We start from the raw sequence: 19,147 nt of genomic DNA on the forward strand, positions 1-19,147 counted from the left end.
CGCGGAAGGCGCGGGCCCCGATCCGGTGCTCTATGGCAACCAGTGCGTGGAATTAGCCCTTTTCCATCGGGTTCGTGGCACCGCTCAGGGCGAACAGCGAGTTCACGACCTTGGTGATCGCCGGGCCAGCGCTGCCGGCGACGACGCCGAGAGCTTCGTAGACGGATCCCATGATTCTCCTTAGGTATGGCGAGTTGGTGCGATCGCCGACCCTGGTACACGGCGAACCGAGATCACTCGGTCCTGCCCGCTGCGGCCGGTATCGCCTGGTAGGTCAGGCTGCTGCCGGGTAGTTACTTCGGCGGAGCGGCGGAGAAGCTGTCGATCGAGCCGAAGCCGATGTTGACCAGCTCGCCCGCCGAGGCGAGGGCGCCCTGGACGGAGTCCTGCGCCGAGCCGATGAATGCACCGAGCAGACCGTCGGCACCCAGCGAGCCGAATCCGCCCTGGAGCAGCGCGCCCAGAAGTGGCTGGAGAGAACCCATGTTTGCCTCCTGAAGACATATGTAATTGCCCGGCATCGAATCCGGCAAAACACAATTGATCGGATTGGCACCGGTCCATGTATCACGGTCGGATTGCCCGTGACGCAATGAGACGGTAACAACCGGTCACAGCATGATGGGTCGGTTTCAGGAAATTTCTCGGGATTCGGTAGAAATGCTTTCCGTCGCCGATTCATTTGAACGGTCGACCAACTTCCGGAATGCCCTGGTGAGAAGTTCTTTGTAACGATCCGTATCCGGCATCATCGCGGTGTCGGTACAGAACGAGATCTCGATCTCGTCGTCGTGATGGGACACGATCAGGTGTCTGAGCCCCACCTGGTCGATGATTCCGAGGATGCCGAAACTGCGGACCAGGGGCGCGCCGCGCAGCACCAGGTCGTCGCCCGTCCACGGGATGTTGCTGACCATCGTGTTGACGGTTTCGACTGTGTTTTCCGGTTGCTTGCGCAGCTGCATCAGCCAATTGACTCCACGCAGCAACCAGGCCGGTGACGTTTCCACCCGGGACGCTGTGATCTGGACATCGGGATGGCGGTGGCGGTGCTTCTCCGCGCGGACCGACGCATTGATCGCCCGCAGGCGTTCGAGTGGGTCGTCGATGTCCATGTGCAGGTCGACACTCATCAGCGCGAGGTGATTGGCGCGATTGTTGTCCGGCTGGTTCGCGACTCCCGGTCGGGTGCCCCGCAGCGACATCGGGACCACCGCGGCCAGCGAGGCATTCGGGGTCTCGCCCTTCTCGGCCAGGTACGCGGAGAGTCCACCCGAGATGGTGGCAAGGAGAACGTCGTTGAAGGTCGCACCCTCGACCGCGGCCTGCACCGCGCGGATGTCGTCCGGCGAGAAGCTCACGACGTCGAATATCAGATCGGGGGTGATCTGTCGGTTGAATCGAGTAGCGGGCCGACGTGGCCCCGGCGCAGCGATCGTGCCGGCCTTGACCTCGTCGGTCACGCGCTCGGCTGCTTCGCCGGTGGTCGTGAGCCCCTCACGGAAGGCACGCCACTGCTCGGGCAGTCGCCAGACCGCCTTCGCGAATTCGGTGGTTGTGGACCACTTCTCGGATGTCGACGGAACGGGCGGATGGACTTCGGATCGTCCGAAGATCCGCAGGCCCAGATCGCGGGCGGTGAGCCCGTCGCCGGAACTGTGGTGGCACCGAAGAACAGCGACCGTCATCCGATCGGGAAGGCCCTCGACGCCGGTGACTCCGGTGAGGAAGTGCAACTGCCACGGCGGCCGGGTGAGGTCCAGCGGCTTGCCGGAGAATCGGGAGATATGGCGGCGCAAGGCGTCCCAGCCGGGCCCGTCGACCGGTTCGACGACCACGTGCTTCGCGAGGTCGAGCGTGGGGTCGGGCACCCAGAACGGGTAGTCGAGTTCCAGTGGCAGGTGTTGCAGTCGCCGCGTGAAGACACCGCTGTAGCCCAGGCGCGCGCGCATCCACTCCTCGGCCTCGCGCTGTGTGATCGGTGTGTCCTCGCCGGTGGTGTCGAACATGTAGATTCCGGTCGAGTTCGAAATGTGGCGCTCGCCCTCGTGGTACACGAATTCGGCATCCTGGGGCGCCAACTGGGTAATTCCAGCAACTGTTTGCTCGGTCGTGGTCACAGTGCTCCTTGGTCGGGCCAGATCCGCTCAGAGTAGGCAGATTGTCGGATATTCCGGGCCGTTTCGGGACGCTTCACCGCAAGTCGGGCGATCAGGAACTACCGAACACCACCAGACATACGGCGACGAAATGGCACACGGCCGCGACGGCGGTTGCGGCGTGGAAGAACTCGTGGTGCCCGAACGTGTGCGGCCACGGGTTGGGCCACTTGGTGGCGTACAGGATGGCCCCGACGCTGTAGAGGACTCCACCAACGGCGAGCAGGATCATCGGTGCCACGCCGGCCTCCTGGACCAGTTCGCCGGCGACGGGGACGATCGCCCAGCCGAGCAGGAGGTACAACGGCACACCCACCCAGCGAGGGGCGGTGGGCCACAGCATCTTCAGCGCGATGCCGGCGATGGCGCCGCTCCACACGACTGTTAGCAGCACCGCGCCTGTGTGCGGCGGCAGCGCCAACAGGCCGAACGGCGTGTAGCTACCGGCGATGAACAGGAAGATCATCGAATGATCGGCACGCTTCATCCACGTTCGTGCGCGGACCGTGTGCCAGTGGACGCGGTGGTACGTCGCGCTCACCGCGAACAATCCGCACACGGTGGTGCAGTAGACGACGGTCGCGACACCCGCCCGCGCGGACTCGAGTGAGAACGCGAGCGTCACCAGCGTGATGCTCGCGACCGCCGCGACCACGAGCGACCACGCGTGGATCCAGCCGCGCATCCGCGGCTTGACCGGCAGAGCGATGAGGTCGTCGAGCCCGAGAGCCGTCATGGTGTGCCCCTGTCGTCGGTTCGGGCCGATTGCACCCGGAGAACTTACGGAACCGTAACTTACGGGTGCGTAAGGATGGTAGGGATTCAAGGTGAGGCGTGCGCGACACCAGGTGGGCGCGACGGTCGGCGTGGGTGGAACGTGTTCGCGGCGTAGTCTTTCTTCCCGTGGTGATGTCCAGGTGAAGTTGCGCGGCCTGCTGTACAGCATCTACGAGCGACGGCTCCTGCGCCGTCTGGACGGTTTACAGCATCCGCGCCATGTGGCGGTGATGTGCGACGGCAATCGGCGTTGGGCGCGGGAGAACGGATTCACCGACGTCAGCCACGGGCACCGGATGGGTGCGCGCAAGATCGCCGAACTCCTCAGTTGGTGCGACGCGGCCGGTATCGAGATGGCGACGATCTACCTGCTGTCCACCGAGAACCTGCGCCGCGAACCGGAAGAACTCGACACGCTGCTCGAGATCATCACCGAGGTGGTCGAGGAGATCTCCGCTCCGGGAAAGAACTGGAGCGTCAAGATCGTCGGCACGCTCGACCTGCTGCCCGAGGATCAGGCGCGGCGGTTGCGCGACGCCGCCGAGGGGACGCGTGGACGGACCGGCACCCACGTCAACGTCGCGGTCGGGTACGGAGGGCGCCAGGAGATCGCCGACGCGGTCCAGTCGCTGTTGCGGGACAAGCTGCGCGAGGGCCTCACGGGCGACGACCTCGTCAAGGCGATGAGTGTCGAGGGCATCGACGGCCACCTGTACACGTCGGGGCAGCCCGATCCCGACCTGGTGATCCGGACGTCGGGGGAGCAGCGGCTGTCGGGATTCCTGTTGTGGCAGAGCGCCTATTCGGAGATCTGGTTCACCGAGGCGTACTGGCCGGAGTTCCGTCGCGTCGACTTCCTACGGGCGCTGCGCGACTACGCCGCCCGCCATCGGCGGTTCGGCGCGTAGGCGCCGTCATCGGCACAGTGGCGCCTGACTCGAATCACCCCGCCGGCGGCGTGAGGGCGGGGAACCAGATGTCGGTGAGGACCTCCGCGGCCTGGTCGCGGGGGATCTCGATCGTTCCCTGGACGGCCCAGCGGGTGAAGAACCGTTCGAGCTGGGTGACGAGGAGTTCGATCCTCACTCGGGCCTCCCGCTCGCGTTCGACACCCCAGCGCGCCAGGTAGGACGGCATGGCGTTCGGCAGCGCCGCTATCGCTTCGCGCGCGGGCTCGCGGAAGTCCGGTTCGAGGACGAGTGCCTCGTCCCAGGCGGGAAGGATCGCGCGATTGCGGTCGAACCAGTCGATGGCGCGCTCGATCCAGCGCGTGAATTCGTCGCGCGATCCGGTCTCGAGGACCTCGTCGAGATCGGCGTAGATCGACACCGCGCGAGGGTCCATCGACTCCGCGCCGATCTTGCGTAGTACGTCGGTCTTGCTGGTGAAGTGCAGGTAGAACGTGGCGCGGCTGCAGCCGGCCGCGGACGCGATGTCGTCGATCTTCACCGCTGCGTAGCCGTTGGCCGCGAACTGTTCCCGGGCGCAGTCGAGGAGGCGCCGTCGTGTCAGCCGTTTCTGTTCGTCCCGTTGCGTCGGCTTCCTGTCGGGGACGGGGTCGATCTCGTACACCGCATACCTCCTGACCGGAATCGTACGTCGACGATTCGCTTGACAGCATGTCAGTGAATCCGGTTCTATGACGCAGATCACGTTTTCTGCGGTGGGTCTGCGCAATCCGATTGAGGGAAAGGAACTTCCATGCCTCAGCTGCCCAAGGTGTGCATCATCGGTGCCGGTTGTTCCGGGTTCACCACGGCCAAACGCCTCAAGGACCACGGGATTCCGTACGACTGCTTCGAAGCGTCCGACGACATCGGTGGCAACTGGTACTACAAGAACCCCACCGGCATGTCGTCGTGCTACGAGAGTCTGCACATCGACACGTCGTCGACGCGGCTCCAGTTCGAGGACTTCCCGGTCCCGACCGACTGGCCGCACTTTCCGCACCACTCGCTCATGCACGGCTACTTCCGCGACTACGTCGAGAAGTTCGGCCTGCGCGACACCATCACGTTCGACACGATGGTCGAGAAGGCCGAGCGACTCGCCGACGGGATGTGGGCGGTCACGCTCGACACCGGAGAGACCCGCACGTACGACGCGCTCGTCGTCGCGAACGGTCACCATTGGGACCCGCGGATGCCCGAGTACCCGGGCACGTTCGACGGACAGATCATCCACAGCCACGACTACCTCAACGCGTTCGAGCCGATCGACATGCGCGGCAAGAACATCGTGGTGGTCGGGATGGGCAACTCGGCGCTGGACATCGCGTCCGAGTTGTCACACCGGTCGATCGCCAAGCACGTGTGGGTGTCGGCGCGGCGCGGCGTGTGGGTGCTGACCAAGTACCGCGAGGGCAAGCCGGCCGACAAGATGATGATGCCGCCGTGGATGCCCAAGAAGCTGGGGCTGGCCATCGCGCGCCGCAAGATCAAGAAGTCGCTCGGTCGGATGCAGGACTACGGGCTGCCCGAGCCCGACCACGAGCCGCTCGGTGCGCACCCGTCGGTGAGCATCGACTTCCTCGCCAAGGCCGGATCCGGCGACCTGACGTGCGTTCCGGCGATCGAGTCGCTCGACGGCGATCACGTCCGGCTCGTCGACGGACGACGGATCCTCGCCGATGTGATCGTGTGCGCCACCGGCTACAACATGAGCTTCCCGTTCTTCGACGACCCGGCACTGCAACCGGATTCGCAGCACCGGTTCCCGCTGTTCAAGCGGATCATGCAGCCCGGCGTCGACAACCTCTTCTTCGTGGGGCTCGCGCAGGCGTCGCCGACTATCGTCAATCTCGCCGAGCAGCAGAGCAAACTCGTCGCCGGCGTGCTGACCGGGGCCTACCAACCGCCGACCGACGACGAGATGCAGCGGATCATCTCGGTCGACGACGCCGCCAGCCTGGCGCAGTACTACCAGGCGCCGCGGCACACCATCCAGGTCGACTTCGCGCGGTATGTGCGTGACCTGAAGAAGGAGATCGCGGCCGGTGAGAAGCGGGCGCAGCAGACCCCGGTGGGTGCGCGATGACCTCCGTCGAGGGTTTCGCCGATCCTGCCTTCGGGGGTCTGCGAGAGCTGTTGCAGCGCAATCTCGACGACGGCACCGACGCGGGCGCGTCGGTGTGCGTGGTGTGCGACGGGGAGACCGTGGTGGACCTGTGGGGCGGTGTCGCCGATGTCGACACCGGCGCGCGCTGGGTGAAGGACACCGTCGTCAACACGTACTCGTTGACGAAGACGATGACCGCGCTCGCGGCGCTGGTGCTCGTCGACCGTGGCCTGTTGGACCTGGACGCCCCGGTGGCCCGCTACTGGCCGGAGTTCGGCGCGAACGGCAAGGACGGCGTGCTGGTGCGGCACGTGCTGGGGCACACGTCGGGCGTGAGCGGGTGGCAGGAGGCGGTCACGCTCGCCGACATCTGCGACGACGTCCGGGCGGAGGATCTCCTGGCGCAGCAGGCGCCGTGGTGGGAGCCGGGGACGGCCTCGGGCTATCACGCGACCAACTACGGGCACCTGGTCGGCGGGATGGTTCGCCGCGTCACCGGGCGCAGCCTGGGCGAGTTCTTCGCCGGCGAGGTGGCCGACGCGTGCGGCGCCGACTACCTGATCGGCACACCGGCCGACGTCGACGGGCGGGTCGCCCCGCTGGTGGCGCCGCCGCCCACCGGATTCGACTATGCGGCACTGCCGCCCGACGGTGTTTTCGTCAAGACGATGGCGAACCCGGTGATTCCGGTGCCGGAGACGTCGAGTCGCCTGTGGCGCGGCGCCGAGATCGGGGGCGCCAACGGGCACGGCAACGCGCGGTCGGTCGCGTCGGTGCAGTCGGTCGTCTCGCACGGCGGACGAACCGCGTCGGGGGAGCAGTTGCTCCGCCCCGAGACGGTCGACCGGATCTTCGACGTGCAGGCCGACGGCGTCGATCAGGTGCTGGGTGCGTCGCTGCGCTTCGGTCTCGGCTACGCGCTGCCCGCGCCCGCCGTCCATCCGTCGATGCCCGAGGGGCGGGTGTGCTGGTGGACGGGATACGGCGGCTCGATCGTCGTCAACGATCTCGACCGCCGGATGACGTTCTCCTACGTCATGAACAAGATGACCCCGCAACTCCTCGGTGCGCCGCGCACCGAGGAGTACGTCGCGCAGGCGTACGCGGGCCTGTAGACCCGGGTGTCCTTTGCGTCTCGAGGGGAACGCAAAGGACACCCGTACCTGATCAGAGCTTGCGCAGGCGCAGCCGGTTGATGGTGTGGTCGGCGTCCTTGCGCAGCACGAGCGTGGCGCGCGGACGGGTCGGCAGGATGTTCTCGACCAGGTTCGGTCGGTTGATGGAGTTCCAGATGTCCTCGGCGGCCAGCGTCGCGTGCTCGTCCGACAACGCTGCGTAGTGATGGAAGTGCGCGTCCGGGTCGGCGAACGACGTCTTGCGCAGCGCCAGAAAGCGTTTGATGTACCACGCCTCGATGTCCTCGATGCGGGCGTCGACGTAGATCGAGAAGTCGAACAGGTCCGAGACCATCAGCCGCGGGCCGGTCTGCAGCACGTTGAGCCCCTCGATGATGAGGATGTCGGGCTGGCGGACGAGGTGGTACTGGCCCGGAATCACGTCGTACGAGATGTGCGAGTACACAGGGGCCGTAACCTCTTCGGCGCCGGACTTCACCTCCGTGACGAACCGCAACAGCTTGCGACGGTCGTAGCTCTCGGGAAAACCCTTGCGGTGCATGATGCCCCGGCGTGTGAGCTCGGCGGTGGGGTAGAGGAAGCCGTCGGTGGTGACGAGGTCGACCCTCGGGTGGTGTTCCCAGCGGGCGAGGAGGGCCTGCAGCACGCGGGCCGTGGTCGACTTGCCGACCGCCACACTGCCGGCGACGCCGATGACGAACGGCACCTGGCGATCGGGGTGCTTCTCGCCGAGGAAGGTTGCGGTGGCGGCGAACAGTCGTTGGCGGGCGGCAACCTGCAAGTGGATCAGACGAGCGAGCGGGAGGTAGACCTCGGCAACTTCGTCGAGGTCGATCTGTTCACCGAGACCGCGGAGCCCGACGAGCTCTTCCTCGGTGAGCACGAGCGGCGTCGACTTGCGGAGCTTGCGCCACTGCTTGCGGTCGAACTCGACATAGGGGCTCGATTCGCTCACCCGTGCCATCGATGCACCTCCCGGGAGGGCGGCTTCGAATGCGACCGGTGCATGCGCGTGCTGAGGGGAGGCAGGTGCATGAGGCAAATTGTGCTCGCAGCCACAGGCGCCCGCTGCGCCGGGTCCGCCTCCCGGCGGAAACCACAGGTAAAGGACTACTGTCCCGAGCATGGAACCGGACGCATTGGTACGCGACTACCTCCTGCTGGGCCTGCGGTTCGACCGCCTCGAAGAGGGCTTCGTCGACGCCTACACCGGTGACCCCGCGCTGCGCCGACAGGTCGAGAACGAGCCCCGGCCGGATCCGCGCCGACTCGCCGGCGACGCCCGCGCGCTGCGTGCGGAACTCGCGGGCGCCGGATTCTCGGAGGAGCGGACACGCTTCCTCGACGCGCACCTGACGGCCCTCGAATGCTCGGCACGCAAGTTCGCGGGCGACGACATCGGTTTCGTCGACGAGGTCGCGGCGTACTTCGACGTCCGGATCGAGCCGGGCGACGAGGACGAGTACCGCGAGGCCCACCGACGCATGGACGCCGTGCTGCCCGGTCCGGGCACGCTGGCCGAGCGGATGGAGGCGTACCGGGTTTCCGACCGCATCCCACCGGATCGGCTGCGGGACTGCGTCGACGCGTTCAACAGTGCGCTGCGCGACCGGGTGCGGGCCGAATACGCCCTGCCCGAGACCGAGCGCGTCGACTACGAGGTGGTCGGCGACAAGCCGTGGTCCGGGTTCAACTACTACCTCGGCGGTTACCGGTCCACGGTCGCGATCAACTCCGACCTCGATCAGCACATGTCTAACCTGCCGCGGCTGATCGCCCACGAGTCGTACCCGGGCCACCACACCGAGCACTGCCGGAAGGAGGCGGGTCTGGTCGGCGCCGGACAGCTCGAGCAGACGCTGTTCGTGGTCAACACCCCGCAGTGCCTTATGGCCGAGGGGCTCGCGGACCTGGCGCTCGAATCCATCGTCGGAACCGCGTCGAGCCGTCAGTCGGGTTCGGGCTGGGGTGCCTGGGCGCAGGAGATCTATGCGGACCTGGGCCTGCGGTTCGACGGGCACCGGGCCGAGGAGTTGTCGGCGGCGTCGAGCGGACTGCTCGGCGTGCGGCAGGACGCCGCGCTGCTGCTGCACGACCGTCGGGCAAGTGTCGACGACGTCCAGGCCTTCCTGCAGCGCTGGACGCTGTCGAGTCCGGAGCGGGCCAAGCAGAGCCTGCGGTTCCTGTCGTCGCCGCTGTGGCGCGCCTACATCAGCACGTATGTCGAGGGCTACCGGCTGCTCGGGGGCTGGCTGACGCAGGCTCCGGTGGGTCCCGAGCGGTCCGCGCGGTTCCGCCGGCTGCTCGACGAACCCCTCACTCCGGGGGCGCTGCGCGACGAGGTGACGAGCAGCGGCGGAGCCGCATTGGGGAACTGACACCCGCGTTCCTTAGACTGAGGGCGATACTTCCGCAATCCAGCCTGGAGATTCGCTGATGACTGCTGTGCCTGCCACCGACGTGAACACCGCGTCCCTCGCCGAACTGGACCCCGAGGTCGCTACCGCGATGGCGGGTGAGTTGTCGCGTCAGCGTGACACCCTGGAGATGATCGCGTCGGAGAACTTCGTTCCCCGCGCGGTGCTCGAGGCCCAGGGCAGCGTGCTGACCAACAAGTACGCCGAGGGTTACCCGGGTCGCCGCTACTACGGCGGCTGCGAGTACGTCGACGTGGTCGAGGATCTGGCCCGTAACCGCGCGAAGGAGGTCTTCGGCGCCGAGTTCGCGAACGTGCAGCCGCACGCGGGTGCGCAGGCCAACGCCGCGGTGCTGATGGCGCTGATGAACCCGGGCGAGAAGCTGATGGGCATGGACCTCGCCCACGGCGGGCACCTCACGCACGGGATGAAGCTGAACTTCTCGGGCAAGCTGTACGAGGTCGCCTCGTACGGTGTCCGGGAGGACACCCATGTGGTCGACATGGACCAGGTGCGTGAGACCGCGCTGCGGGAGCGCCCGCAGGTGCTGATCGCCGGCTGGTCGGCGTACCCGCGTCACCTCGATTTCGCGGCGTTCCGGTCGATCGCCGACGAGATCGGCGCGAAGTTGTGGGTCGACATGGCGCACTTCGCCGGTCTGGTGGCCGCGGGTCTGCACCCGTCGCCGGTGCCGCACGCGGACGTTGTCTCCACCACGGTCCACAAGACGCTCGGTGGCCCGCGTTCGGGCATGATCCTGGCGAAGCAGGAGTGGGCGAAGAAGCTGAACTCGTCGGTGTTCCCGGGCCAGCAGGGTGGGCCGCTGATGCACGCGATCGCCGCGAAGGCCGTGGCGATGAAGATCGCCGGTACTCCGGAGTTCAAGGCCCGTCAGGAACGCACGCTCGCCGGGGCGCGGATCCTGGCCGAGCGGCTCGGCGGCGCGGACGTCGCCGGCAACGGCATCTCCGTGCTCACCGGTGGCACGGACGTGCATCTGGTGTTGGTGGATCTGCGGCATTCGCAGCTCGACGGTCAGCAGGGTGAGGATCTGCTGCACGAGATCGGGATCACGGTCAACCGCAATGCGGTGCCGTTCGATCCGCGTCCGCCGATGAACCCGTCGGGTCTGCGGATCGGTACGCCGGCGCTGGCCACGCGTGGTTTCGGGGACGCGGAGTTCACCGAGGTCGCGGACATCATCGCGACCGCCCTCGCCCAGGGTGCCGGCGCGGACGTGCCGGCGTTGCGTGCGCGGGTGTCGAAGCTGGCGCAGGACTTCCCGCTGTACGACGGGCTGGAGAACTGGGGCCTGCTGCCCAAGGCCTGATCCTTCGGACCGCGACGACGGCCCACACCCTACGGGGTGCGGGCCGTCGTGCATCTCGGCGCCTGGAAACTATTGTGGACAAGGATGATTCACAGCGGGGCCTTATCCGAACATCCACTGGCCGCCGTTGACGTGGATGACCGCCCCGGTGATGGCAGCGGAGCGTGTCGAGCACAGGAAGGCGCATGCCCATGCGAGCTCCTCGGGTGTCGGCTGACGTCGGATCGGGATGTCCTGGAGGAACTTCTCCGTACGCTCCCTGGTTACCTCCGGATGCGTCTCCATGTCGCGGGCGGTGTCGATGAAGCCGGGCGACACGTCGTTGACGGTTATGCCGAACTCACCCAACCCGTGGGCGAGGGACTTGGTCAGCGTGCGAAGTCCGCCCTTTCCGACCGAATGGGGGATGCGGCTCCAGCCGCCCAGCCAGCCGTCCTCGCCGTTGATGTGCAGCACCCGGCCCCAGCCGCGAGCGCGCATGCCGGGCACGAATGCTTCGGCCAGATACCAAGAGGCGGTGAGCTGCTGGTTCAGGTGGGAATGCCAGTCCTCGTCAGTGGTCTCGAAGAAGTCCTTGTACAGCCGGCGAGCTGCGTTGCTGACGTAGATGTCCACGCCGCCGAAGGACTTTTCGGCCTCTGTGCGCATACGTTCGACGGTGCCTTTGTCGGAGGCGTCCCCCATCACCACGAGCGAGCGGGCGCCGAGACGCTCGGCCTCCTCAGCCACTGCGGTCGCCTCCGCCTCGTCGCTGCGGGCGTTGACGATGACGTTCGCACCACGGCCGGCGAGTTCGAGCAGAATCGCCCGCCCGATGTTCCGTCCTGATCCCGTGACCAACGCGGTCTTTCCTGCAATCCCGAAGTCGTCATTCACGTCGGACTCCCTGGCCTCGCCGTCACGAGGATCGGCATCTGAGCAGCTCTGAGATCGAAACTACGCACGAATGCGTCGACGTCAACGCTCACGAACACGATCACCTTCGTAATCGGCACGGATCGGCGCTGCGCAGTTCACTCGACACGCCGTGTTCGTTCACTGTCCGGATGGTCGGCAGGCGTACCGTCCGGGGGTAACAGGCAGCAGGTGAAGCCGTCTGTACGGGAGGTCCTGATCGTGGCTGATCTGTTCAGTGCGAGGGGGCCGGCACCCGGCCCTCGTGTCGATTGACACATCGGGTTCGGACCGGTCCAGCGAATACGTTTGCGCGGGTGCCACGCAGACACGAGGAGCCTCACGTGACCGCAATCAGCTCCGTCCGCACCTATGTCCTCGACACCTCGGTCCTGCTCTCGGATCCGTGGGCCGTCACCAGGTTCGCCGAACACGAGGTGGTCCTGCCGCTGGTCGTGATCAGCGAGCTCGAGGACAAACGACACCATCACGAGCTGGGATGGTTCGCCCGCGAAGCGCTGCGGATGCTCGACGATCTCCGTCTGGAGTTCGGTCGCCTCGACCGTCCGGTGCCGATCGGCTCCGAGAACGGCACCCTCCAGGTGGAGCTCAACCACACCGACCCATCAGTCCTGCCGGTCGGATTCCGCACGGACAGCAACGATTCCAGAATCCTCGCGTGTGCGCTCAACCTCGCGGCCGAGGGCCGAGACGTCGTTCTCGTCAGCAAGGACATTCCGTTGCGGGTCAAGGCCGGCGCCGTCGGTCTACCGGCCGACGAGTTCCGCGCGCACGACGTCGTCCCCTCGGGGTGGACGGGCATGACCGAACTGGGCGTCGCGCCCGGCGTCATCGATGCCCTGTTCGCGGAGGGAGTCGTCGACATCGACGAGGCACGGGAGCTACCGTGCCACACGGGTATTCGGCTGCTGGGTGGCACCTCGAGTGCTCTCGGGCGGGTCACGCCGGACAAGCGTGTGCAATTGGTGCGGGGCGAGCGGGAGGCGTTCGGTCTGCACGGACGGTCCGCGGAGCAGCGGGTTGCGCTGGATCTGCTGCTCGACGAGAGCGTGGGGATCGTCTCGCTCGGTGGCAAGGCCGGCACGGGCAAGTCGGCCCTCGCCTTGACCGCCGGGCTCGAGGCGGTGCTCGAGCGCCGCAGCCATCGCAAGGTCGTCGTGTTCCGGCCGCTCTACGCGGTCGGCGGCCAGGAACTCGGCTACCTGCCCGGCAGCGAGAGCGAGAAGATGGAGCCGTGGGCGCAGGCCGTTTTCGACACCCTCGATGGACTCGCGAGCCCCGAGGTCATGGACGAGGTGATGAGCCGCGGCATGCTGGAAGTGCTGCCGCTCACGCACATTCGAGGTCGATCGCTGCACGATTCGTTCGTGATCGTCGACGAGGCGCAGTCCCTCGAGCGCAACGTGTTGTTGACCGTGCTGTCCCGTCTCGGCACCGGATCCCGGGTGGTGCTCACCCACGACGTCGCCCAGCGTGACAACCTGCGCGTCGGGCGGCACGACGGTGTGGCCGCCGTGATCGAGAAGCTCAAGGGACACCCGCTGTTCGCGCACATCACCCTCACCCGCAGTGAGCGGTCGCCGATCGCGGCCCTCGTCACGGAGATGTTGGAGGAGTTCGGGCCCAACGCCTGAGCGTCGAACACCGACCGGGGGTGGGAACAGTTGGATCCTGCAGTCGCCCGGCGCTCCCGAGGGGAGGAGTGCCGGGCGGTGGCATTCAACCGGCGTGACCGAACCCACCGCCCGGCGGTTGAGCGCTCGCCCGCGTCGGGGTATGGGCGAGTTCTCGACTGCTTTGACAGAGGATAAGCAGCGCCTGTGACGCTATCCGCCCGGAACGTCCCCGGCAATCTGAAACGGGCCGAAAGTGAGATTTCATCCGGGTATTTCACCCTCGCCGGCGCAGTGACAGGTAGTCGATCGCCGAAAAGCGATGTGGAACCGGCCGGCGCGAATGCCAGACTCGAGTGCCTGGTCGAGTCCTCACCAGCCCCGCAACCCTACGAATCCGGTCTCCTGGACGTGTCCGGCGGCCGACGGCGCATCTGATCGCCGACATCGAGCGGCTCCGTGAACACCTCGGGATCGAGCGGTGGATCGTCGTCGGCGTGTCCTGGGGTGTCCCCCTGGGGCTGGTCTACGCACAGACGCACCCGGGCCGGGTGATCGCCATGGCGCTGGGTGCGATCACGTCGGGCACGCCGCTTGCTCCGGCACCGGGCGGTACGACGTGTCCGGGCCGCTCGACACCGCCTGGGAACTCTCGCGGCTGTGGGCGGGAAGTCGGCTCGTGGTGGTCGACGACGCCGGGCACGGCGGCGGCAGAGCGCTCCGGAAGCGATGCAACGTAGATGCAACGGTGCTCGTGGGAGCCTCATTGAAGAGGTTCCCATTCGTCGGGGGTGGGACGACCTCCCGCGATGCGGTGTCCGAGCCCAGTCGGGGTTGGGCTCGGACACCGCGCCGACGACCATAGCGACCTGCGCCGCACTTTCGTGGCGATTGTGCTTCAACTCTCATTTCTGCGCAGCCTGTCCGGCCGGTGAACCTGCCGCGTGCGCCCTGCCATCCTGCTCTCCCGTGGTTGCGGATCTGTGTCTGTCGATGGACACCCCGCAGGTCGAGGCCGGTCCTGTCTCAAACCGTTGATCAATACTGAAACGTGTTCTAGATTCTGGGCATCACATTCCAGTGCGCACCGAGGGGTGGTCATGGCAGGGAACGCGGACACGGGCGAGCGGTTCGACGTCGTCGTGGTTGGTGCCGGTGGTGCCGGCATGGCGGCGGCCATCACGGCCGCCAAGCAAGGCCTGAAGACTGTCATCGTCGAGAAGTCGCAGTACTGGGGCGGTTCGACGTCGCGGTCCGGCGGCGGTGTCTGGATCCCCGGCAACTCGGTGCTGAAGCGCGATGCCCCGGCCGACGACGTCGAAGCCGCGCGCCGCTACCTGCACAGCATCATCGGTCCCGGTGTCGATCCGGTGCGAATCGACACGTACATCGACCGCGGTCCCGAGGCGCTGCAGTTCCTCATCGACAACTCGGCGCTGAAACTCGAGTGGGTCAAGAACTACTCCGACTACTACCCGGAGGCGCCGGGCGGACTGTCCACCGGGCGGTCGTGCGAACCCAAGCCGTTCGACGCCCGTGCACTCGGTGACGACCTGGACACGCTGCATCCGGCGTACAGCAAGGCTCCACTGAACGTCGTTGTGAAGCAATCGGATTACCGCTGGCTCAGCACCGGACTCCGGCACTGGCGGGGTCCGGTCCGCATGGTCCGCGTCGGTCTGCGCACGTTCATCGCGAAGGCTCGGCGACAGAAGCTGATCGGCATGGGCGCCGCGCTCATGGCGGAGTTGCTGCTGGGAGTGCGGCGGGCGGGGATTCCGATGTGGCTGAACACCGGGTTGGTCGACCTGGTGGTCGAGGACGGCCGCGTCACCGGAATCGTCGTCGAATCCGATGGTGAGAGGCGCACGCTCCACGCCGAGTGCGGCGTCGTCCTCGCGTCCGGCGGGTTCGACGCCAACGACGAGATGCGCAAGAAGTACCAGCGCGCGCCCATCGGCGCCGACTGGACGATCGGTGCGCCGTCGAACACCGGTGACGGCATCAACGCAGGTCTGAAGGTCGGTGCCGCAATCGATTTCATGGACGACGCATGGTGGGCGCCGTCGATCCCGCTGCCAAAGGGTCCGTGGTTCGCGCTCGCGGAGCGCTCGCTGCCGCGCAGCCTCATGATCAACGACCGCGGCGAGCGGTTCATGAACGAGTCGCTGCCCTACGTCGAGGCGACCCACCGGATGTACGGCGGCGAGTTCGGGCAGGGCGAGGGGCCGGGCGAGAACCTGCCGTGCTGGCTGATCTTCGACCAGACCTACCGCGACCGCTACCTGTTCGCCGGTGTCACCGCCCGCGCCCCGCTGCCGCGCAGGTGGCTGGAGAGCGGGGCGATCGTCAAGGCGGCGAGCATCGAGGCGCTCGCCGAGAAGATCGGTGTGCCCGCCGACAAGGTGGCCGCAACGGTCCAGCGGTTCAACGTATTCGCGCGCACGGGCGTCGACGGGGACTTCCACCGCGGTGAGAGCAAGTACGACCACTACTACGGCGACATCACCAACAAGCCCAACCCGAGCCTGGGCGAGCTGAACAAGCCGCCGTTCTACGCCGCGCAGATCGTCCCGGGCGACCTCGGCACCAAGGGCGGCATCGTCACCGACATCGCCGGGCACGCCCTGCGTGAGGACGGTTCGGTGATCGAGGGCCTGTACGCGGCCGGCAACACCAGCGCGCCCGTCATGGGCCACACCTACGCCGGACCTGGCGCCACGATCGGGCCCGCGCTGGTCTTCGGTTACCTTGCCGCGCTGGACATTGCGGAGAAAGCAGGCAAGCCGGTCAGTCGTCGCTGAGCGGACCCAGCTCGGCCTCGAGGACCTCCTGCACCACGCGCATCGCGGCCAGCCCGGCGGGCGCGCCGCAGTACGCGCTCGCGTGGATGACGGCCTCCACGATCTCGGTGCGGGTCAACCCGTTCCGCAGGGCGCCGCGCACGTGGCCACGCAGTTCGTTCTCGGCGCGCAGCGCGATGAGCATGCCGAGGTTGAGCAGGCTGCGGCTGCGGCGGTCCAGACCCGGGCGCGTCCAAACCGATCCCCACACGTGCTCGGTGATGAACTCCTGGATGTCCTCGGAATCCGTGCCGCGGGTGCGTTCGAAGGCCCGCTCGACGAAGTCGGCGCCCATCACCTCGGTGCGCACGTCGATTCCGGCCTGGAATGCGGGGGAGGTGTTCTCGTGCTCGGTCATTCGCCGTCGACTTCCTGTGGGGAGGATTCAGCGGCACATCTCGCCGGTACCGCACGAACTGCGAGCCTACTAGCCCCGCTCACGGCTGTGATCTTCAGTGGAACGTGGCGATGTTCGGCTCGGCTACCTCGGTTCCTTCCTTCGACGTCGCTACTGCAGCTTCGCTCGCCGTCGCAGCGGCGGTGCGCCGAACAGGAACCATGCCGCCGCGCCGATCAGAGGCAGCACGATGACCAGCGCGGACCACCAGAACTTCGATCCAGCCCGGTCGTGCGGGACGCGGAAGATCGAGATGAGCGCCGCGATGACGAGCGAGGGATAGGCGAGCATGATGAGCGTCGCTTGGATGTCGAAGCTCAGCGGCAGCAACACGTCGTGTTCTTCCACGAAGAAACCCCCTCAACCGATGTCCGGTCGAGGCTATCGGACGTCTCGTGCGATGGCTCGGTGGTTGTGCGCGCGCCACTCAGCAGCGGGGTGCTACCGATGAAGGAGGGAGCGGGCCGTGGCCCGGACCGTGCCGACGGCGACGTTGCCCCAGCTGAACCGGTCCCGCCACAGCACGATTCGGCCGTCGTGGAGTTCGAACGTTCCGCAGACCCAGAACGTCGACCGCAGCGGACCCACGAACAAGGTGTCGATCCGCTCGGTGAGCACCGTCTGGCCGTCACTCGCGATGTTCTGCAGCACCGCCTCGAACCTGCGCGTCGGTCGGTTCGCGAAGGCGAGTGCCCGCCGCACCGCGGGCAGTCCGCGCAGCGTCGGCAGCGTCGTGTTCTGCCATACGACGTCCGGCGCGAGGTGCTCGACGGCCCGGTCGACGTCCATGTCGGTGAGTGCGGCGAAGAAGTCCTCGACCACCTCGACCGCGGTCGGCGGTGCGTTCACGATGCCCTCCTGGTGACTGCTGAGTCCGGCCGATCTACTCGTCCCGGTCGACGTTCGTCATCGCGAGAACATCGAGCCTTCGGTCGAGTTCCGCCTCGGTGAGCCCGTCGCCGATCAGGCCGCGGTCGATCACCGTCTGACGAATCGTCTTCTTCTCCTTCAACGCCTGCTTGGCGACCGCAGCCGCCTCCTCGTAGCCGATCGCCGAATTGAGCGGTGTGACGATGGACGGCGACGACTCGGCCAGCGTGCGCAGGTGCTCCTCGTTCGCCTCGAGCCCGGCAATGCAGCGGTCCGCGAACAGCCGGGAGACGTTGGCCAGCAAGCGGAACGACTCGAGAAGGTTGCGGGCCATCACCGGGATGTAGACGTTGAGTTCGAACGCGCCGGCGGCGCCGCTCCAGGCGACGGTCGCATCGTTGCCGACCACCTGCGCGGCGACCTGTGTGACCGCCTCGGGCAGCACGGGATTGACCTTGCCCGGCATGATCGAGCTCCCCGGCTGCAGGTCCGGCAGTCGGATCTCACCGAGTCCGGTCAGCGGGCCGGACCCCATCCAGCGGATGTCGTTGGCGATCTTGGTCAGCGACACTGCCACCGTGCGCAGCGCGCCGGACGCCTCCACCAGCCCGTCCCGCGCGGCCTGCGCCTCGAAGTGGTTGCGGGCGGGGGTCAGCGCGTCGAGACCGGTGGCGCGCACCAGTTCGGCGACCACGCGGGGGCCGAAGTCGTCGGGAGCGTTGAGGCCCGTTCCGACCGCGGTGCCGCCGATGGGTAGTTCGCCCAGTCGCGGCAGCGTCGCCAGGACCCGCTCGATGGCCGCCTCGATCTGGTGGGCGTAGCCGCCGAACTCCTGTCCGAGCGTGACCGGAACTGCGTCCATCAGGTGCGTACGCCCGGACTTGACCACCGTTCGCCACTGGGCTGCCTTGTCGAACAGGGCAAGTCGCAGATGGTCGAGTGCGGGCACGAGGTCCTTGACCGCGGCCTCCGTGGCGGCAACGTGCGTCGCGGTGGGAAAAGTGTCGTTCGACGACTGCGACATGTTGACATCGTCGTTGGGGTGGACGGTCACGCCGGCTTTCGCGGCGAGGCTCGCGATGACCTCGTTGGCGTTCATGTTCGAACTGGTGCCGGACCCGGTCTGGAACACGTCGATCGGGAACTGGTCGTCATGGCGGCCGTCGGCGATCTCGTTCGCGGCCGCGATGATCGCGTCGGCCTTGTCCGGCGCGAGCAACCCGAGATCCATGTTGACCTGTGCGCACGCCGCCTTCAACAGGCCCATCGCGCGGATCTGCGTGCGCTCGAGGCCGCGGCCCGAAATGGGGAAGTTCTCGACGGCGCGCTGGGTCTGTGCGCGCCACAGCGCGTCGACCGGGACCCGGACCTCGCCCATCGTGTCATGTTCGATGCGGAAGCGTTCGGTGCTGTTCTCGGTCATGCCCCAACCTTGCCATCACGTGGGAATCGATGCTCGGGTTCGGTCTGCGCCGGGACAAGAACCAACCCAAGGGTCCGTTTGGGTGCGATGATGTCGTCCCATCCGGATCGGTCGGAAGGTGGGGTGAGCTGGAGACGCCGCCATCGGTGTCCGACTTCGCGGTCCCAGACAGCCTGCGGGACGTGATCGGACGGCGTGTCGCCCGGTTGC

17 protein-coding genes and 1 pseudogene are annotated in these 19,147 nt (G+C 67.0%); 8 read left to right on the top strand and 10 right to left on the bottom strand.

Going from position 1 to position 19,147, the window contains the following annotated elements; translation table 11 throughout:
- Window positions 1-293: 293 nt before the first annotated feature.
- The 3 genes from ACQ5DX_RS04505 to trhA all read right to left on the bottom strand — a co-directional run bounded on the left by ACQ5DX_RS04505 (window position 294) and on the right by trhA (window position 2,895).
- Window positions 294-485, bottom strand: coding sequence for a hypothetical protein (locus tag ACQ5DX_RS04505; protein WP_430331480.1), 192 nt, complete (start codon window positions 483-485; stop codon window positions 294-296).
- 147 nt (window positions 486-632) lie between these two features.
- The gene (locus ACQ5DX_RS04510) at window positions 633-2,120 is read right to left on the bottom strand and encodes a wax ester/triacylglycerol synthase domain-containing protein (RefSeq protein ID WP_430331481.1); all 1,488 of its coding nucleotides are present in this window, start codon (window positions 2,118-2,120) and stop codon (window positions 633-635) included.
- A 91-nt stretch (window positions 2,121-2,211) separates the two neighbouring features.
- Complete coding sequence (trhA, locus tag ACQ5DX_RS04515) at window positions 2,212-2,895, bottom strand: PAQR family membrane homeostasis protein TrhA (RefSeq protein WP_430331482.1); 684 nt, start codon at window positions 2,893-2,895, stop codon at window positions 2,212-2,214.
- A 181-nt stretch (window positions 2,896-3,076) separates the two neighbouring features.
- On the opposite strand from trhA, the gene ACQ5DX_RS04520 reads away from it, so the two are divergent.
- The gene (locus tag ACQ5DX_RS04520) at window positions 3,077-3,844 is read left to right on the top strand and encodes an isoprenyl transferase (protein ID WP_430331483.1); all 768 of its coding nucleotides are present in this window, start codon (window positions 3,077-3,079) and stop codon (window positions 3,842-3,844) included.
- A gap of 34 nt (window positions 3,845-3,878) precedes the next feature.
- Here the strand turns inward: ACQ5DX_RS04520 and ACQ5DX_RS04525 are convergent, their stop codons facing one another.
- Complete coding sequence (locus ACQ5DX_RS04525; protein WP_430331484.1) at window positions 3,879-4,508, bottom strand: TetR/AcrR family transcriptional regulator; 630 nt, start codon at window positions 4,506-4,508, stop codon at window positions 3,879-3,881.
- Window positions 4,509-4,637: 129 nt separating this feature from the next.
- Between ACQ5DX_RS04525 and ACQ5DX_RS04530 the strand changes: the two genes are divergently transcribed.
- On the top strand, window positions 4,638-5,972 hold the full coding sequence (locus tag ACQ5DX_RS04530; protein ID WP_430331485.1) for a flavin-containing monooxygenase: 1,335 nt from the start codon (window positions 4,638-4,640) through the stop codon (window positions 5,970-5,972).
- A complete protein-coding gene (locus tag ACQ5DX_RS04535; RefSeq protein ID WP_430331486.1) occupies window positions 5,969-7,108 on the top strand; it encodes a serine hydrolase domain-containing protein in 1,140 nt (379 codons plus the stop codon). Before ACQ5DX_RS04530 ends, ACQ5DX_RS04535 begins: the two co-directional genes overlap by 4 nt.
- Before the next feature lie 52 nt (window positions 7,109-7,160).
- Here the strand turns inward: ACQ5DX_RS04535 and coaA are convergent, their stop codons facing one another.
- Entirely contained in the window at window positions 7,161-8,093 is a 933-nt protein-coding gene (gene coaA / locus ACQ5DX_RS04540) for a type I pantothenate kinase (RefSeq protein ID WP_430331487.1), read from the bottom strand.
- A 160-nt stretch (window positions 8,094-8,253) separates the two neighbouring features.
- Between coaA and ACQ5DX_RS04545 the strand changes: the two genes are divergently transcribed.
- Together ACQ5DX_RS04545 and glyA are read left to right on the top strand one after the other, a co-directional pair.
- Window positions 8,254-9,507, top strand: coding sequence for a DUF885 domain-containing protein (locus ACQ5DX_RS04545; RefSeq protein WP_430331488.1), 1,254 nt, complete (start codon window positions 8,254-8,256; stop codon window positions 9,505-9,507).
- A gap of 58 nt (window positions 9,508-9,565) precedes the next feature.
- Window positions 9,566-10,876 carry a serine hydroxymethyltransferase gene (gene glyA / locus ACQ5DX_RS04550; protein ID WP_430331489.1) on the top strand — a complete coding sequence of 437 codons (1,311 nt, stop codon included), beginning with the start codon at window positions 9,566-9,568 and terminating at the stop codon, window positions 10,874-10,876.
- Window positions 10,877-10,978: 102 nt separating this feature from the next.
- Here the strand turns inward: glyA and ACQ5DX_RS04555 are convergent, their stop codons facing one another.
- The gene (locus tag ACQ5DX_RS04555; RefSeq protein WP_430331490.1) at window positions 10,979-11,752 is read right to left on the bottom strand and encodes an SDR family NAD(P)-dependent oxidoreductase; all 774 of its coding nucleotides are present in this window, start codon (window positions 11,750-11,752) and stop codon (window positions 10,979-10,981) included.
- 362 nt (window positions 11,753-12,114) lie between these two features.
- Here ACQ5DX_RS04555 and ACQ5DX_RS04560 point away from each other — a divergent pair, with 362 nt between their 5' ends.
- The 3 genes and pseudogenes from ACQ5DX_RS04560 to kstD all read left to right on the top strand — a co-directional run bounded on the left by ACQ5DX_RS04560 (window position 12,115) and on the right by kstD (window position 16,208).
- A complete protein-coding gene (locus ACQ5DX_RS04560) occupies window positions 12,115-13,425 on the top strand; it encodes a PhoH family protein (RefSeq protein WP_430331491.1) in 1,311 nt (436 codons plus the stop codon).
- Window positions 13,426-13,829: 404 nt separating this feature from the next.
- Window positions 13,830-14,116, top strand: a pseudogene (locus ACQ5DX_RS04565) (alpha/beta fold hydrolase); the annotation flags it as partial.
- A gap of 388 nt (window positions 14,117-14,504) precedes the next feature.
- Window positions 14,505-16,208, top strand: coding sequence for a 3-oxosteroid 1-dehydrogenase (kstD, locus tag ACQ5DX_RS04570; protein ID WP_430331492.1), 1,704 nt, complete (start codon window positions 14,505-14,507; stop codon window positions 16,206-16,208).
- Here kstD and ACQ5DX_RS04575 read toward each other — a convergent pair.
- The 4 genes from ACQ5DX_RS04575 to ACQ5DX_RS04590 all read right to left on the bottom strand — a co-directional run bounded on the left by ACQ5DX_RS04575 (window position 16,195) and on the right by ACQ5DX_RS04590 (window position 18,937).
- Window positions 16,195-16,605 (bottom strand): carboxymuconolactone decarboxylase family protein, encoded by a 411-nt coding sequence (locus tag ACQ5DX_RS04575; RefSeq protein WP_430331493.1) that lies wholly within the window; start codon window positions 16,603-16,605, stop codon window positions 16,195-16,197. The two genes, kstD and ACQ5DX_RS04575, sit on opposite strands and share 14 nt — an antisense overlap.
- 150 nt (window positions 16,606-16,755) lie before the next feature.
- Window positions 16,756-16,992: a PLDc N-terminal domain-containing protein gene (locus ACQ5DX_RS04580; protein ID WP_430331494.1), complete on the bottom strand. Its 237-nt coding sequence runs from the start codon at window positions 16,990-16,992 to the stop codon at window positions 16,756-16,758.
- A 93-nt stretch (window positions 16,993-17,085) separates the two neighbouring features.
- Window positions 17,086-17,493 carry a limonene-1,2-epoxide hydrolase family protein gene (locus ACQ5DX_RS04585; RefSeq protein ID WP_430331495.1) on the bottom strand — a complete coding sequence of 136 codons (408 nt, stop codon included), beginning with the start codon at window positions 17,491-17,493 and terminating at the stop codon, window positions 17,086-17,088.
- Between the two features lie 34 nt (window positions 17,494-17,527).
- Window positions 17,528-18,937 (bottom strand): class II fumarate hydratase, encoded by a 1,410-nt coding sequence (locus ACQ5DX_RS04590; protein ID WP_430331496.1) that lies wholly within the window; start codon window positions 18,935-18,937, stop codon window positions 17,528-17,530.
- Between the last annotated feature and the right edge of the window lie 210 nt (window positions 18,938-19,147).

The sequence above is a fragment of the Rhodococcus sp. ACT016 genome (genome assembly GCF_050477185.1).
Lineage (GTDB): Bacteria > Actinomycetota > Actinomycetes > Mycobacteriales > Mycobacteriaceae > Prescottella.